The following is a 15,288-nucleotide window of genomic DNA, read 5'->3' on the forward strand; positions in this document are numbered from 1 at the left end:
GCGCGCGCGGCCAGCAGGTCGCGTCGGTGCCGATTCACTCGCTGAGGCGGCCCGGCGTGATCGCGCGGCAGGAGACGGTTCTCTCCGGCGCGGGGGAGTCGCTCACGATCGTGCACGACACCGTCGACCCGGCCACGGCGTACGCTCCCGGCATCCGGATCGCGATGGCCGCCGCGCGCTCGGCCTCCGGCGTGATCGTCGGGCTCGACAGCTTCATCGACATCGGAGTGCGTACACGCCCCGCGCGCCCCGAGGCGCCCATCGTCGAAGACGACGTGTCGGGTCAGGTCGCCGGCGTCACCAGCGCATGAGGACGCGTATCGCCGTCGCGGTGATGACGGTCCTGCTCCTGCTGTACATCGCCCTGGCCGGGCAACGCGCAATCGTGCTCCTCACCAGCGGGGAAGGCGTGGGTGTCGCGATGGGCATCGCCCTCATCGTGCTCCCGATCATCGCCCTGTGGGCCATCGCACGCGAACTGTGGTTCGGCGTGCGGGCGCAGAAGCTCGGCGAGATCCTGGATGCCGAGCACGCCCTGCCCCACGAGGAGATCGCGGTCCGACCGAGCGGACGGGCGACGCGGGACGACGCGGACGCACTGTTCCCGGCGTACCGCTACGACGTCGAGCAGCATCCGGAGGACTGGCGCGCGTGGTACCGGCTCGGTCTCGCCTACGACGCCTCGGGTGACCGGCGCCGCGCCCGCGGAGCCGTGCGAAAGGCCATCTCGCTCGAAGCCGCGGACCGGCGCGCGGTCTGAGACACAAAGTCCCGAGTTGCCGGTCAGCGCGCGGCGGGGACGGCGGATGCCACGGCATCCTCGACGGTCTCGTGCAGGAACGTGAACCCGGCGTCCCGCAGCACGGAGGGGCGCACGTCGGCGTCGGAGGTGAGGAGCGCCTCGGTCGCGTCGGACCCCAACGCCAGCTTCACCCCCCAGACCGGGGCGCGCAGCGCGTACGGGCGGTTCATGCGTCGAGCCAGGGCGAACCCGAGGTCGTTGGCGGTCGCCCGCGTCGGGCCGGTCAGGTTGACGGGCCCGTCCACCTCGGAGTCGACGACGTGGCGGATCGCTCGGACCTCGTCCTCGAGCGTGATCCAGGGCCAGACCTGGGTGCCCCGCCCGATGGGGCCCGAGACGCCGAGCCGGGTCAGCAGCAGCAGGGGCTTCAGGACGCCTCGTTCGTGCACGATCGGGGCCGTGCGCAGGAGCGCGACGCGCGCACGGGGGCCGGCGGCGCGAGCGGCGTTCTCCCACTCTTCGCAGATATCGGCGAGGAAGCCGTCTCCGCGGCGGGAGGTCTCGGTCAGCACCGTGCGGGGCTGCGAGCCGTAGTAGCCGGTCGCCGAGGCGTTGACGAGCGCTGGCGCATCGTCTCCGAGATCGCGGATCGCCGCAGCGAGCGTCCGGGTCGGGGTGATCCGCGACCACAGCAGCTGACTCTTGTACGACGGCGTCCAGGGGAATCGCCCGATCGTGGCGCCGTTGAGGCACACAACGGCGTCGGCCCCGGCGAGGACCGCCGGGTCGAGGGGCGCGGAGTCGTGCAACCACTGCACCTCGTGGGGGCCCGAGGCGGGATGCCGTACGAGCGACGTGACCTCGACGTCGTCGGCGCGCAACGACTCCGCCAGCGCGGAGCCGATGAGGCCCGACGCGCCCGCGAGGACGACGCGTCGGGCCGAAGACTCAGGCAAGCGTCGCCTCGAGGGTGATGTCGATGCCCGCGAGCGCCTGCGAGACCGGGCAGTTCGCCTTGGCGTCGTTCGCGATCTTCTCGAAGGTGGCCGCGTCGATCCCCGGCACGACAGCACTGACGTTGAGGTGGCTTCCGGTGATGCCGGTGCCGGGCTTGAAGGTCACCGAGGCGGTCGCGTCGACCGACTCGGGCGGCGTGCCGTTCTCAGCGAGAGCGTTGGAGAGAGCCATGCTGAAGCACGACGAGTGCGCGCCGGCCAGCAATTCCTCCGGGGTGGTGACGGAGCCGGAGCCCTCGCTCCGGGCCTTCCAGTTCACGTCGAAGGTGCCGATCCCCGAGGAGGTGAAGGTGACCTCGCCCGATCCCTCGAACAGGCTGCCCTTCCAGGCGGTGGTGGCTTCGCTCGTGACGGACATTCGAACCTCCGGTTGTTTCGCGCAGCCCGGAACGGCTGCGGCGCAGATCAGCCTAGCCAGAGGCCCCGACACGTCCGAGGTCTTGACAGCCGGCACTCATGAAGCGGCTCAGGCGGCCGACGGACGCCGTCGCCCGATGAGTCCCGCCCGCTGGAGAACGAGGTAGAGCTGGCATCCCAGGCACAGTCCGAACGCCGCGTTCAGAAACGCGGCGATGAACGCGGCGGCCGCAGCGATCGGCAGGGCCCACGGCACGCCCGCCAGGTGGAGGAGGAGACCGACCGCGGTGACGAGAAGGCCGACACCCTGCGCGAAACGCGGGGGCCGCGGATCTTCGAACTCGGTCGGCGGCGCGAGGCGCGGCTGAACGACGCGGCGGTACAGGACTCCCCACGGCGCGGTGCGGGGAGAGGCGACGCCCCAGACGAACAGCAGGGCGATGACGAGCAGCAGCAGGAAGCCGGGGTCGAGGATGCGCGCCGACAGGGGAGCAGCCGAGACGGCCCAACCCTCGGGGCGGTACACCGCATCCGCGAGCGGCTGGTAGGCGAACCACCCGAAGGAGCGGGAGCGCTGCGTCGAGATACCGACGAGCGACAGGAACGTCGCGACCAGCAGCAGAGCGGCGGTGAGGGATGCCGCGAACCTCGGGCCTCGGACATCGATGCGGGGCGTCTCAGGCACGGGCGGTCTCCTCTTGCAGGCGGCTGAGCTCGAGTTCCACGACCGCACGACCGGGCGTGCCCCCGAAGCGCGTGCGGATCGCACCGTGGCGATCCAGGACGAGCGTCGTGGGGGTCTGCAGCACGCGGAAGTGCTGGGCGATGTCGGGGCGGTGGGTGAGGTCGACGTCGAGATGCCGTACGCCCTCGCGGCCGTCGGCGACCTCCGACAGCATCCGGTGCACGCCGGGGCAGCGCGAGCACATCTCGGTGCTGAACTGCAGCAGCGTGGCCTCCTCGCCGAGGGCGTCCGCACCGAGGCGGTGCGGGTCGACGATCTCGGCGGAGTGCACGGTGCGGGCGCGGCCCTGGGCGAGGCGGAAGACGACGCCGGCGACCGCTGCCAGCACGACGAGCGCGGCGATGGCGAAGAGAGCGATGGTCAGGTCCACGACCGACAACGCTAATCCGCCCGCGGGCGCGGGGGGCCGATGAGTCGCCCGATGACGCCTCCGCTCAGCGTTTGCCCGGCCCGCGTCCAGGTGGCGCCTCCTCCCCACCAGGCGCGTCGCCAGGATCCTTCCCCGACCGCACCCCGGCGCGCGGGACCCGCGGGTATCGTGAGGGCCGTGACCGCCGACATCCCCACGCCCTACGAAGACCTGCTCCGCGACGTCCTCGAGTCGGGCGTCCACAAGTCGGATCGCACCGGCACCGGCACGACGAGCGTGTTCGGTCGGCAGATCCGCTTCGACCTGGCCGCGGGCTTCCCGCTCGTGACGACCAAGCGCGTCCACATGAAGTCGATCGTCTACGAACTGCTGTGGTTCCTGCGCGGCGAATCCAACGTGGGGTGGTTGCAGGAGCACGGCGTGAGCATCTGGGACGAGTGGGCGGATGCCGACGGCGAACTGGGGCCGGTCTACGGCGTCCAATGGCGGTCCTGGCCGACGGCTGACGGCGGCGCAATCGACCAGATCTCGCAGGTCATCGAGCAGATCCGCCGCGATCCCGACTCCCGTCGCCTCATCGTCTCGGCCTGGAACCCGGCCGACATCCCCGACATGGCGCTCGCCCCGTGTCACGCGCTGTTCCAGTTCTACGTCGCCGACGGCAAGCTCTCGTGCCAGCTGTACCAGCGCAGCGCCGACATGTTCCTGGGGGTGCCGTTCAACATCGCGTCCTACGCGCTGCTCACGCTCATGATCGCGCAGCAGACCGGGCTGCAGCCGGGCGAGTTCGTCTGGACCGGCGGCGACTGCCACGTGTACGACAACCACCGCGAGCAGGTGCAGGAGCAGCTCTCGCGCGACCCGTACCCGTACCCCACGCTGCGGTTCGCCCGGAAGCCCGCTTCGATCTTCGATTACACCTACGACGACATCGTCGTCGAGGGGTACCAGCACCATCCCGCCATCCGCGCGGCCGTCGCCGTATGACGAGGCTCGGGCTTGTCTGGGCCCAGGCTCACGGCGGCGTCATCGGCGCCGAGGGCGGGATGCCGTGGCACGTGCCGGAGGACCTCGCGCACTTCCGCGCGGTGACGGGGGAGTCCGACGTCATCATGGGGCGTCGCACGTGGGAGTCGCTCCCTCCCCGGTTCCGTCCGCTGCCCGGCCGACGGAACATCGTGGTCTCACGCTCCGCGGACTGGGCGGACGAGGGCGCTGAACGTGCCGATTCCCTGGATGCCGCCCGCGCGCTCGCTACGACGCCGGAGGTGTGGGTGATGGGCGGCGGTCGCCTGTACGCCGAGGCGATCGGTCATGCGGACTCCTTGCAGGTCACGCAGCTCGATATCGACGTCGACGGCGACACGTTCGCCCCGCCGCTCACCGGCTGGACGCGCACCGCCGCCGATCCCGACGACGGTTGGCACACCTCACGCACCGGCATCCGGTATCGCTTCGAAACCTACGAGCCGGGGGACCGCTCATGACGCGGACGGTGCTCGTCACCGGCGCCAGCTCGGGCCTCGGCGCCGAGTTCGCCCGCCAGCTCGCCGCCCGCGGCGCGGACGTCGTGCTCGTCGGGCGCGACCGCGAGGCTCTCGCCGGGGTGGCGGACGGCATCCGCGCCGCCTCCGGCAATCGGGTCGAGATCCTTCCCGCGGATCTCCTCGACGATGACGATCTCGCCGCGGTGGAGGCTCGTCTCGCCGAGGGCGTCGACGTCCTGGTGAACAACGCGGGCTTCGGCCTCGATCTCGCGTTCGAGAAGAACGCCGTCGTCGACGAGGTGCGGCACCTGCGTCTGCACGTCGAGGTCGCGCTGCGGCTGACGCACGCGGCGCTGCCCGCGATGCTGGAGCGCGGGAGCGGGCGCATCGTCAACGTCGCCTCGGTCGCCGGGTTCGTTCCCCGCGGCACGTACGGCGCAGCCAAGGGCTGGCTCATCTCGTTCAGCCGCTGGGCGAACGTGACCTACGCTCCGCGCGGAGTGACCGTGACCGCGGTCTGCCCCGGCTTCGTCCACACGAACTTCCACGAACGCCTCGGGCTGCCACCGGGGGAGGAGGGTGTCGCACCGGGCCTGTGGCTCGACGCCCGAACGGTCGTGCGCGAAGGCCTCCGTGACGCGGCCCGTGGCCGCGCGGTGTCGATCTCGTCGCTGCGCTACAAGCTGCTCGTGGCCGCGTCGCGGCTTCTGCCCGATGGCGTCGTGGTGCGGGCCGCCTCGCGCGGCCGGTGAGTCAGCGGAACCGGCCGAGGTGGATGCCGGCGAAGGCGAGCGCCGCGATCGTCTCCCCGTCCGTGATCCCGCCGTCGGCGACGAGACCCAGCACCTCCGCGAACGGCACCCACCGCACGGCTTCGATACCCTCTTCGCGCTGCGAGGACGTGGCATCCGCGATCTGAAGATCCCGGGCCAGGAAGACGTGCTCGGGGGCGTCGGCGATACCGTTGAGGGCGTTCATCCCCCCGAGATGCTGCCAGCTCGCCGCCGTGACGCCCGTCTCCTCGCGAAGCTCCCGGCGAGCGGCGATGAGCGGGTCCTCCCCGTCGCTCCCGCCGGCGGGCACCTCGAGCGATCGGCCCGTCGTGTACCGCTCGAGCTCGACGAGGCAGACGCGTTCCTCGTCGTCCACCGCGACGACGAACACCGCCGGCTGCTGCATCTTCACCACGCCGTAGATCCCGTCGCCGTCGGGTCCGGTCACCGCGTCCTCGTGCACGCGGATCCAACGGTTCTCGTACACGGTGCGGGTGGAGCGGGTCGTCCAGGCCATGCGGTCAGCCTAGGGCGACCGCGCTGCGCGACCCGACCGGCGTCGCACGATGTTCATCCCGGGCGCTCCGGCGACAGGGGCGAGCGCGGATCGAACCGATAACCTGGGAGCATGACGCACTCCGGCAACCCCTTCGGTCAGGTGCTCGTCGCGCTCGTCACGCCCATGACGGCCGACGGTGAGGTCGATTGGCCCGCGGTCGAGAAGCACATCGACGATGTGGTCAGTGCGGGCGCCGACGGCGTCGTCGTCACGGGCACCACGGGGGAGACCTCCACGCTCACCGACCCCGAGAAGCTCCGTCTCGTCGAGGTCGGCAAAGACGTCGCGGCCGGCCGCGCCAAGATCATCACCGGCGGCGGCTCGAACGAGACGGCCCACGCCATCGAGCTGTACAAGGCCAGTGAGAAGGCCGGCGCCGACGGCATCATGATCGTCACGCCGTACTACAACAAGCCCACGCAGGCCGGCATCCTCACGCACTTCCGTCTGGTCGCCGACGCGACCGATCTACCGGTCATCCTGTACGACATCCCCGGTCGCACCGGCGTCGAGATCAAGTACGAGACGATCCTGCGCCTCGCCAAGCACCCGAACATCCTCGCCGTGAAGGACGCCAAGGGCGACTTCAGCGAGGTGAGCCGCGTGCTGAATCAGACCGACCTGATGTACTTCTCCGGCGACGACGCCAACGTCCTGCCGCACCTGTCGATCGGAGCGTCCGGACTCATCGGCGTCACCGCCAACATCGCCGCCGCGCCCTACCGGACGATCGTGGATGCCGTGAACCGCGGCGACCTCGGCACGGCCACGGCAGCGCACCAGCGGCTCGAGCCCCTCGTGCGCGCCGTGATGACGCACGTGCCCGGGACGGTCGCGGCGAAGTACATCCTGCACGGTCTCGGCCGAATCGGCAGTCCCCGCGTGCGCCTGCCCCTGGTCGGTCCCGAGGAATGGGAGGCCGCGGCGATCGAGGACGAACTCGCCCTGGTGCGCGAGGTCCCCGGCACCGACTTCTCGAACTTCCGCCCCGACCGCAACGCGGCCGCGGGCGGCGCACTGCCCAAGGTGCACGGCACCACGAGATAAGCATCGGCGTCCGCCGAACCGCGGCCAGGGACGCCACACGAAGGGGTGCCGCAGGGCGGCATCCGAGGAGGCACCATATGCCCACGACCGTCTACGATCCCCCCACCCTCGCGCCGGGCACCCTCCGCGTCGTCCCGCTCGGCGGGCTCGGCGAAGTCGGCCGGAACATGACCGTCTTCGAGTACGAGGGCAAGCTCCTCATCGTCGACTGCGGTGTGCTGTTCCCCGAGGAGCACCAGCCCGGCGTCGACCTGATCCTCCCCGACTTCGAGCCGATCAAGCACCGCCTCGACGACATCGTCGCTGTCGTGCTCACCCACGGGCACGAGGACCACATCGGAGCCGTCCCCTACCTGCTCAAGCTCAAGGGCGACATCCCCCTCATCGGTTCCGGCCTGACCCTCGCCCTGATCGAGGCGAAGCTCAAGGAGCACCGCATCCGGCCCTACACCCTCACGGTGAAGGAGGACCAGCGCGAGCAGGTCGGCCCGTTCGACCTCGAGTTCGTGGCTGTCAACCACTCCATTCCGGATGCCTTGGCCGTGGCCATCCGCACTCCCGCCGGTCTCGTGCTGGCCACCGGCGACTTCAAGATGGACCAGCTCCCGCTCGACGGACGGATCACGGACCTCCGCGCGTTCGCGCGCCTGGGGGAGGAGGGCGTCGACCTGTTCCTCGTCGACTCCACCAATGCCGACGTGCCCGGCTTCACGCCGACCGAGCGCGCGATCGGGCCGGTGCTCGACCAGGTGATCGCCCGCGCTCCCCGCCGCGTCGTCGTCGCGAGCTTCTCGAGCCACGTCCACCGCGTGCAGCAGGTGCTCGACGCGGCCCATGCGAATGGGCGCCGGGTCGCCCTCCTGGGCCGCAGCATGGTGCGCAACATGGGCATCGCCGCCGACCTCGGCTACCTCAACGTCCCCGACGGCGTCCTCATCGACTACAAGAAGGCGCGCGACCTGCCCGACGACAAGATCGTCTACATGTCGACCGGGTCGCAGGGGGAGCCGATGGCGGTGCTCAGCCGCATGGCGAACCTCGACCACGCGATCGAGCCGGGCGAGGGCGACACCGTGATCCTGGCATCCAGTCTCATTCCGGGGAACGAGAACGCGGTGTACCGCGTCATCGACGGGCTGACTAAGCTCGGCGCGACCGTGGTGCACAAGGGCAACGCCAAGGTGCACGTCTCGGGTCACGCGGCCGCCGGCGAACTGCTCTACTGCTACAACATCCTCAAGCCCAAGAACGTGCTCCCCGTCCACGGCGAGTTCCGGCACCTGATGGCCAACGCGAAGCTGGCGCAGGAGACGGGGATTCCCGCGGAGCGCACCATCCTCGGGGAGAACGGCACCGTGGTCGACCTGCGCGACGGGCGTGCCGAGGCCGTGGGACAGCTCGACATCGGGTTCGTCTACGTCGACGGGTCGTCGGTGGGCGAGATCACGGACGCCGACCTCAAGGACCGCCGCATCCTCGGCGAAGAGGGTTTCATCTCGGTCATCGTGGTGGTGGACCGTCAGACCGGCAAGATCATCTCGGGTCCCGAGGTCCACGCCCGCGGATTCGCGGAGGATGCCGCGGTGTTCGAGAGCGTCAAGCCCAAGATCGCGGCGGCGCTCGCCGAGGCGGCTCAGTCGGGCGTCCGCGATACCCACGCGCTGTCGCAGGTCGTCCGCCGAACGATCGGCCGCTGGGTGAACCAGTCGCTGCGTCGTCGTCCGATGATCGTGCCCCTCGTCATCGAGGCGTGAGTCTCGAGTCCGCTCCCCGGTGCCGTGGGGGAGCGGACCCGGCGCCCGCTCGTCGGTATCATGCGGGGCATGCCCGCCATCCCGATCCGCGCGGCGCTCCCGTCCGACGGTGCTTTCCTGGCCGATATGACGGTCGAGGCCGCGAATTGGCGTGCCGGTAACGCCCGACCGCGTCACGAGGTGCTCAGCAATGCCGACCACCGCCGGTACGTTTCCGGCTGGCAACGACCGGGGGATGCCGGATTCGTGGCGGAGTCGCCCGCGGGCGAGGCGATCGGCGCGGCCTGGTACCGCATGCTGCCGCGCAGCGAGCCCGGATTCGGATGGGTCGGGACGGGGGTTCCCGAGCTGATCATCGGCGTGCGCCCGGTGTGGCGCGCGCACGGAGTGGGGAGGGCACTCCTCCAGCGCCTGGTCGATCACGCCCGCGATCAGGGGTACTCGCGCATCAGCCTGAGTGTGGACCGCGACAACTTCGCCCGGACTTTCTACCGCAGCGCAGGGTTCGCCGTCACCCGGGCGGGCCAGGGACGCGACGTCATGGTGAAGACCCTGCGCTGAAGCCCCGTGCGTATCGGTCCTGTCTCGAACCCCGCGTCGGTCCGCGCGAATGTCGGACACCCCGCCTACCGTGGAGGAATGCCCCGCAGTTCGTCCACGTCCGGCGGTCGCGCTCCCGCGAAGGGACAGGCGCGGCCGAAAGCGTCGGCGCCCGCACCCAAGCGGTACGTCGACGAGCCCGAGAAGCCTCCGGTCGCCGTTCGCGCGTGGACGGCGCTGGCCCACGCGGTCGGCGGCATGTTCCGCGTCTTCGGCCCCGAGACCCTCGAGCGCGATCAGCGACGCGACGGGTTCCCGTTCTTCCTCGTTCTCCTCGCCGCGCTCGGCGCGGTCGTCGAGTGGTTCTTCATCGGCAACGACGTCGCCGCCGCGATCAGCGCCTACAGCTTCGGCGGTCTCATCGGCCGAGTGGCGTTCGTCTTCCCCGTGCTGCTGCTCCTGCTCGCGGGGTGGTTGTTCCGGCATCCGTCATCAGTTCACGACAACGGGCGCATCGGGATCGGATTCGCCCTGTTCGTCGTCGCGATGGCCGGTTTCTGCCACGTCGCCGGCGGCGGGCCGGCGCCGAGCGAGGGCCTGCCGCGATTGAGTCTCGCTGGCGGACTGGCGGGATGGCTCAGCGGTGAGCCGCTCGCCCTCGTCCTCACCGACGTCGGGGCATACATCGCGCTGTCCGTCCTGACGCTGCTCAGCGTCCTGATCCTGACGAAGACTCCGCCCAATCGGATCGGTCGTCGGCTCGGCGACCTGTATGCCTGGATGTTCGGCGCGGAGCGGGTCGAGAAGGATGCCGCTACAGCCGTCCTCCCCGTGGATGCCGACGACGAAGAGCCCGCGGAGAAGTCCCTCCCGTGGTGGCGTCGGAACAAGTCGGGCCGCGAAGAGGACGCCGACGGCGACCTCGGTTCCGACGATCTCACGGCGCTTCTCACGCCGGGGACCCCGCAGGGGGGCTTCGAGTCCGCCGTGGTCGAGCCGTCGGTTCCGGCCGTTCCCCCGGTTCGCCCCCCGCTCCCGCCCGCCCCCGACGCGCTCACCGAGATCATCGACCCGTCGGCGCTCGCGGGAATCCCCGCCGGTCGGGGGCTGCGTGACGACTCGCCGTCGACCGACGATGCCGACGGCGACGACCTGCCGGGCATCTCCGGCCTCGGGGGCGACCACGCGGGTCTGCCGCCGTCGGCGAACTACCGCCTGCCGTCGGTGGCTGCGCTGGCGGCCGGCACGCCGCCCAAGGAGCGATCCGCGGCGAACGACGCCGTCGTACGTGCCATCGAGAGCGTGATGGAGCAGTTCAAGGTCGATGCGCGCGTCACCGGGTTCTCCCGCGGCCCGACGGTGACCCAGTACGAGATCGAGGTCGGGCCGGGCGTCAAGGTCGAGCGCATCACCGCGCTGACAAACAACATCGCGTACGCCGTGGCGTCGAACGAGGTACGCATCCTCGCCCCCATTCCGGGCAAGAGCGCGATCGGCGTCGAGATCCCGAACGCCGACCGCGAGATCGTCACACTCGGCGACATCCTCCGGTCGGATGCCGCGACGACGTCGACGCACCCCATGACCATCGGCGTCGGCAAGGACGTGGGCGGTGGCTTCGTCGTCGCGAACCTCGCGAAGATGCCCCACCTCCTCGTCGCCGGTTCCACGGGCTCGGGAAAGTCGAGCTTCGTCAACTCGATGATCACGAGTCTGCTGATGCGGGCGAAGCCGTCCGAGGTGCGAATGGTCCTCATCGACCCGAAGCGCGTCGAGCTGACGTCGTACGCGGGTGTGCCGCACCTCATCACGCCGATCATCACGAACCCCAAGAAGGCGGCCGAGGCGCTGCAGTGGGTCGTGAAAGAGATGGACATGCGCTACGACGACCTCGCGTCGTTCGGCTTCCGTCACATCGACGACTTCAACAGGGCCGTCGTCGCGGACGAGATCCAGCTCCCCGCGGGCAGCGAGCGCGTACTCAAGCCCTACCCCTACCTCCTCGTGGTGGTCGATGAGCTCGCCGACCTGATGATGGTCGCCCCCCGCGACGTCGAGGACTCGATCGTGCGCATCACCCAGCTCGCTCGAGCCAGCGGCATCCACCTCGTCCTGGCGACACAGCGGCCGTCGGTCGACGTGGTCACCGGCCTCATCAAGGCGAACGTGCCGTCGCGACTCGCGTTCGCCGTCACCAGCGTCACCGACTCGCGCGTCATCCTCGACCAGCCGGGCGCCGATCGTCTCATCGGCCAGGGCGACGGGCTCTTCCTGCCGATGGGCGCGTCCAAGGCCGTGCGCGTGCAGGGGGCGTGGGTCAGCGAGCCCGAGATCGAGCGGGTCGTCGCGCACGTCACGCAGCAGGCCCGACCCGAGTATCGCTCCGACGTCCAGGCGGCCGCCGAGAAGAAAGAGATCGACGCCGACATCGGGGACGACCTGGAACTGCTGCTCGCCGCCGCCGAGCTCGTCGTCTCGACGCAGTTCGGTTCGACCTCGATGCTGCAACGCAAGCTGCGGGTCGGCTTCGCCAAGGCCGGCCGCCTCATGGACCTCTTGGAGTCCCGCGAGATCGTCGGGCCGTCCGAGGGATCCAAGGCGCGCGACGTGCTCGTCACGAACGAGCAGCTGCCGGCCGTCCTCGCTCGCCTACGCGGCGAGGAGCCGCCGGCGGGTGCCGAGGACGAGGACAGGTACGGTCCCGATGCCGTCGAGGCGCAGTACGACGGTCTCCCGGTCGTGGGAGACGACGAGGGCTCGGAAGACGCCTGGCAGCTGACGGGGCGCGACTGATGGCCGTCCACCCCCAGCTTCCCAACGCGATCACGATCGCGCGCATCCTGTGCGCGCCGGTGTTCCTCTGGATGCTTCTCGCGGACGGCGGGGCCGGGGGCGGGCTGCGGTGGGCCGCGGCGGTGGTGTTCATCGTCGCGATCGCCACGGACGGCGTCGACGGCTACATCGCCCGCCGCTACGAGCTCGTCAGCGACCTGGGCAAGCTCCTCGACCCGATCGCCGACAAGGTGCTCACCGGTGTGGCGTTCGTCGGGCTGTCCATCCTGGGCGAGCTGGACTGGTGGGTGACCGTTGTCGTGCTCGTCCGCGAGATCGGCATCACGGTCTACCGGTTCATGGTGGTTAGCGACCATGTGCTCGCGGCCGCGTGGATGGGCAAGCTCAAGACCGTCGCGCAGGCGGTGGCGCTCTCGATCGCGCTGCTGCCGCTGGCCTCCCTCTCGGATGCCGATGCCTGGCAGACGACCGTGTGGTGGGCGGGTGCGGTCACGATGACGATCGCCGTGATCCTCACCATCGCCTCCGGCATCGACTATGTCGTCTCCGAGGTGCGTGGGGCACGCGCGAAGCGGCGCCGCCCGTGATCGACGGCGTCCCCGACGACCTCGACGAGACGCTCGTGCGCGACCCGCGCGAGAGCGCGGCGGTGCTGTTGGACCGACTCGTCGAGCTCGGCTGGACCATTGCGGTGGCCGAGTCGCTCACGGGCGGAATGGTGGTGTCCTCGCTCATCGACGTCCCCGGTGCCTCCCGCGCGGTGCGCGGCGGCGTCGTCGCATACGCGACGGATCTGAAGCACAGCGTCCTCGGTGTCGATCCGGCGCTCCTGGACGCCCACGGGGCGGTGCATCCGCGCGTGGCGCGCCAGATGGCCCGGGGCGTGCGCGACGTCCTCGGTCGTGACGGGACCCCGGCCGACGTCGGCATCGCGACGACGGGCGTGGCCGGTCCCGACCCCCAGGACGGGCAGCCGGTCGGGACGGTTCACATCGCGGTCTCGACGCCCCTCGGGACGCGCGTCGACTCTCTCGTCATCTCCGGCGATCGCGATCGCATCCGGCGCGAGGCGACGCACATCGCGGTCCGACGCGCCCTCGCGGCGTTGTGACCCGCGGACGCGGGCGACGGGAACAAATGATGACACATCCGGGTTGTTCCCAGCGATTCCCATCCAGTGCCCAGCGCGCGGCATTAGGGTGACCTGAAACGGTGTTGTACCGTTGTCCACCCGGGCAGCGGAGGAATCGGTCGTGAGGAGGGGTTCACATGATCCTGGTCCGTCAAGAGATCGGCGAGGTCCTGCGTGAGCTCCGCCAGCAGAAGGGCCGTACCCTTCGTCAGGTCGCCAGCCGCGCCAGCGTCGCCCTCGGCTACCTGAGCGAGGTCGAGCGCGGCCAGAAGGAAGCATCGAGCGAGATCCTCGCCTCCGTCGCGGAAGCACTCGACGTGCCCATCTCGACGATCATGCGCGAGGTCGGCGACCGTTTGTCGGTCCTCGAAGGTCTGCAGACGTTCCCCGATGTGGTTCCCGACGACCTGGTGGCGGCGGTCGAGCCCGAGTTCTCCCTGCACTGACCTCGCGGGATGCGACGGAGTGAATTCGACCGCGCGGTCGCCGATGAGTTCGGTGCGCGCGGGCATTCCTTGATGACCGATCTCGTGCTCTCTTCCGTCGGTGGACGAACGAGCGCGGATGCCCTCGCGGCCGGTGTCGACCCGAGGGATGTCTGGCTCGCACTATGCGAAGAGACGGATGTTCCGGCGGAGCGCCGCTACGGGGTCGGGCGACTCGATCCGCGGCGGCGCTGACGGGGTGGTGCCGCCAGACTGCTCCTTCGACTGCGACGGCGTGTGTCGCGGCGTGTCATCGAATCTACGTTCGATTCCGGCGTAGGCTCCTACACATCGGAGTTGCGGGCGTCTTCGTCCACAAAAGGCTGGTTCTCCTCCGCCGATGTCGGAGGCCCTCCCTAACGTGAGCGTTGTCGAACGACACTCTGAACGCCTTGTCGGGCATCACCACCGTCGGTGGCGAGCGCGACAGCCTATAGGCGACGGAACGCGAGAAGAAAGAAGACGTCATGCCCTCACCCGCAGAGCGCGAGAAGGCCCTCGAATCGGCCCTCGCCCAGATCGACCGTCAGTTCGGGAAGGGCTCGGTCATGCGTCTCGGCAGTGACGAGCGCGCACCGATCGAGACCATCTCCACCGGATCCGTCGCGCTCGACGTCGCACTCGGCATCGGCGGCCTTCCCCGCGGTCGCATCATCGAGATCTACGGCCCGGAGTCGTCGGGTAAGACCACGCTCACGCTGCACGCGATCGCCAACGCGCAGCGCGCGGGCGGCATCGCGGCCTTCATCGACGCGGAGCACGCCCTCGACCCCGAGTACGCGAAGAAGCTCGGCGTCGACATTGACGCCCTCCTCGTCTCCCAGCCCGACACCGGTGAGCAGGCGCTCGAGATCGCCGACATGCTGATCCGCTCCGGAGCGATCGACCTCGTCGTCATCGACTCCGTCGCCGCCCTGGTTCCCGAGGCCGAGATCAAGGGCGAGATGGGTGATTCGCACGTCGGTCTGCAGGCCCGCCTCATGTCGCAGGCCCTTCGAAAGCTCACCGGTGGTCTGAACACGACCAAGACCACGGCGATCTTCATCAACCAGCTGCGCGAGAAGATCGGTGTCTTCTTCGGTTCTCCCGAGACCACCGCGGGTGGAAAGGCGCTGAAGTTCTACGCGTCGGTCCGACTCGACATCCGACGCATCGAGACCCTCAAGGACGGCACCGAGGCGGTGGGTAACCGGACTCGGGTGAAGGTCGTCAAGAACAAGATGGCGCCGCCGTTCAAGCAGGCCGAGTTCGACATCCTGTACGGCGTCGGCATCTCGCGAGAGGGCAGCCTGATCGACTTCGGCGTCGAGCACGGCATCGTGAAGAAGTCCGGCGCGTGGTACACCTACGACGGGGAGCAACTGGGGCAGGGGAAAGAGAATGCCCGCAACTTCCTGATCAAGAATCCCGACGTCGCCGCCGAGATCGAGTCGAAGATCAAGGGCAAGCTCGGCATCGGTGCACCGGCTGCGGCCGCCGTGCCGGCGG

Annotated in this window: 19 protein-coding genes; 14 read left to right on the forward strand and 5 right to left on the reverse strand. The window is 69.8% G+C overall.

Going from position 1 to position 15,288, the window contains the following annotated elements:
* Together D8Y23_RS14240 and D8Y23_RS14245 are read left to right on the forward strand one after the other, a co-directional pair.
* Nucleotides 1–311: dihydrodipicolinate reductase C-terminal domain-containing protein (locus D8Y23_RS14240; RefSeq protein WP_275087516.1), on the forward strand; the 311-nt coding region annotated here is incomplete at its 5' end.
* Entirely contained in the window at nucleotides 308–760 is a 453-nt protein-coding gene (locus D8Y23_RS14245) for a hypothetical protein (RefSeq protein WP_128218755.1), read from the forward strand. The genes D8Y23_RS14240 and D8Y23_RS14245, both read left to right, overlap by 4 nt.
* 23 nt (nucleotides 761–783) lie before the next feature.
* Here D8Y23_RS14245 and D8Y23_RS14250 read toward each other — a convergent pair whose 3' ends face one another.
* The 4 genes from D8Y23_RS14250 to D8Y23_RS14265 form a co-directional block, all read right to left on the reverse strand.
* Complete coding sequence (locus tag D8Y23_RS14250; RefSeq protein WP_128218756.1) at nucleotides 784–1,698, reverse strand: TIGR01777 family oxidoreductase; 915 nt, start codon at nucleotides 1,696–1,698, stop codon at nucleotides 784–786.
* Nucleotides 1,691–2,116 carry an OsmC family peroxiredoxin gene (locus D8Y23_RS14255; RefSeq protein ID WP_128218757.1) on the reverse strand — a complete coding sequence of 142 codons (426 nt, stop codon included), beginning with the start codon at nucleotides 2,114–2,116 and terminating at the stop codon, nucleotides 1,691–1,693. Before D8Y23_RS14255 ends, D8Y23_RS14250 begins: the two co-directional genes overlap by 8 nt.
* A gap of 108 nt (nucleotides 2,117–2,224) precedes the next feature.
* Nucleotides 2,225–2,800: a DUF4395 domain-containing protein gene (locus D8Y23_RS14260; protein WP_128218758.1), complete on the reverse strand. Its 576-nt coding sequence runs from the start codon at nucleotides 2,798–2,800 to the stop codon at nucleotides 2,225–2,227.
* The gene (locus D8Y23_RS14265) at nucleotides 2,793–3,230 is read right to left on the reverse strand and encodes a TlpA family protein disulfide reductase (protein WP_128218759.1); all 438 of its coding nucleotides are present in this window, start codon (nucleotides 3,228–3,230) and stop codon (nucleotides 2,793–2,795) included. The genes D8Y23_RS14260 and D8Y23_RS14265 overlap by 8 nt, the downstream gene beginning before the upstream one ends.
* 177 nt (nucleotides 3,231–3,407) lie before the next feature.
* Here D8Y23_RS14265 and D8Y23_RS14270 point away from each other — a divergent pair, with 177 nt between their 5' ends.
* From D8Y23_RS14270 to D8Y23_RS14280, 3 genes are read left to right on the forward strand one after another with little or no spacing between them, the layout of a single operon-like run.
* Nucleotides 3,408–4,217, forward strand: a complete 810-nt coding sequence (locus D8Y23_RS14270; protein WP_128218760.1) for a thymidylate synthase — start codon at nucleotides 3,408–3,410, stop codon at nucleotides 4,215–4,217.
* On the forward strand, nucleotides 4,214–4,717 hold the full coding sequence (locus D8Y23_RS14275; RefSeq protein WP_128218761.1) for a dihydrofolate reductase: 504 nt from the start codon (nucleotides 4,214–4,216) through the stop codon (nucleotides 4,715–4,717). The genes D8Y23_RS14270 and D8Y23_RS14275 overlap by 4 nt, the downstream gene beginning before the upstream one ends.
* A complete protein-coding gene (locus D8Y23_RS14280; RefSeq protein WP_128218762.1) occupies nucleotides 4,714–5,469 on the forward strand; it encodes an SDR family NAD(P)-dependent oxidoreductase in 756 nt (251 codons plus the stop codon). Before D8Y23_RS14275 ends, D8Y23_RS14280 begins: the two co-directional genes overlap by 4 nt.
* A gap of 1 nt (nucleotide 5,470) precedes the next feature.
* Here the strand turns inward: D8Y23_RS14280 and D8Y23_RS14285 are convergent, their stop codons facing one another.
* On the reverse strand, nucleotides 5,471–6,007 hold the full coding sequence (locus tag D8Y23_RS14285; RefSeq protein ID WP_128218763.1) for an NUDIX domain-containing protein: 537 nt from the start codon (nucleotides 6,005–6,007) through the stop codon (nucleotides 5,471–5,473).
* Nucleotides 6,008–6,118: 111 nt separating this feature from the next.
* Here D8Y23_RS14285 and dapA point away from each other — a divergent pair, with 111 nt between their 5' ends.
* The 9 genes from dapA to recA form a co-directional block, all read left to right on the forward strand.
* A complete protein-coding gene (gene dapA / locus D8Y23_RS14290) occupies nucleotides 6,119–7,096 on the forward strand; it encodes a 4-hydroxy-tetrahydrodipicolinate synthase (protein ID WP_128218764.1) in 978 nt (325 codons plus the stop codon).
* Nucleotides 7,097–7,173: 77 nt separating this feature from the next.
* A complete protein-coding gene (locus D8Y23_RS14295; RefSeq protein ID WP_128218765.1) occupies nucleotides 7,174–8,850 on the forward strand; it encodes a ribonuclease J in 1,677 nt (558 codons plus the stop codon).
* 69 nt (nucleotides 8,851–8,919) lie between these two features.
* On the forward strand, nucleotides 8,920–9,411 hold the full coding sequence (locus D8Y23_RS14300) for a GNAT family N-acetyltransferase (RefSeq protein ID WP_128218766.1): 492 nt from the start codon (nucleotides 8,920–8,922) through the stop codon (nucleotides 9,409–9,411).
* Between the two features lie 78 nt (nucleotides 9,412–9,489).
* Complete coding sequence (locus tag D8Y23_RS14305) at nucleotides 9,490–12,183, forward strand: DNA translocase FtsK (protein WP_128218767.1); 2,694 nt, start codon at nucleotides 9,490–9,492, stop codon at nucleotides 12,181–12,183.
* Nucleotides 12,183–12,770, forward strand: coding sequence for a CDP-diacylglycerol--glycerol-3-phosphate 3-phosphatidyltransferase (gene pgsA, locus D8Y23_RS14310; RefSeq protein ID WP_128218768.1), 588 nt, complete (start codon nucleotides 12,183–12,185; stop codon nucleotides 12,768–12,770). The genes D8Y23_RS14305 and pgsA overlap by 1 nt, the downstream gene beginning before the upstream one ends.
* Nucleotides 12,767–13,294, forward strand: a complete 528-nt coding sequence (locus D8Y23_RS14315) for a CinA family protein (RefSeq protein ID WP_128218769.1) — start codon at nucleotides 12,767–12,769, stop codon at nucleotides 13,292–13,294. Before pgsA ends, D8Y23_RS14315 begins: the two co-directional genes overlap by 4 nt.
* A 158-nt stretch (nucleotides 13,295–13,452) precedes the next feature.
* Nucleotides 13,453–13,761, forward strand: coding sequence for a helix-turn-helix domain-containing protein (locus D8Y23_RS14320; RefSeq protein WP_128218770.1), 309 nt, complete (start codon nucleotides 13,453–13,455; stop codon nucleotides 13,759–13,761).
* Between the two features lie 9 nt (nucleotides 13,762–13,770).
* Nucleotides 13,771–13,995, forward strand: coding sequence for a DUF3046 domain-containing protein (locus D8Y23_RS14325; RefSeq protein ID WP_128218771.1), 225 nt, complete (start codon nucleotides 13,771–13,773; stop codon nucleotides 13,993–13,995).
* Between the two features lie 272 nt (nucleotides 13,996–14,267).
* On the forward strand, nucleotides 14,268–15,288 hold a 1,021-nt coding region (recA, locus tag D8Y23_RS14330; RefSeq protein ID WP_128218772.1), incomplete at its 3' end, for a recombinase RecA.

The organism is Microbacterium enclense (assembly GCF_004022425.1).
Classification (GTDB): Bacteria; Actinomycetota; Actinomycetes; order Actinomycetales; family Microbacteriaceae; genus Microbacterium; species Microbacterium enclense_A.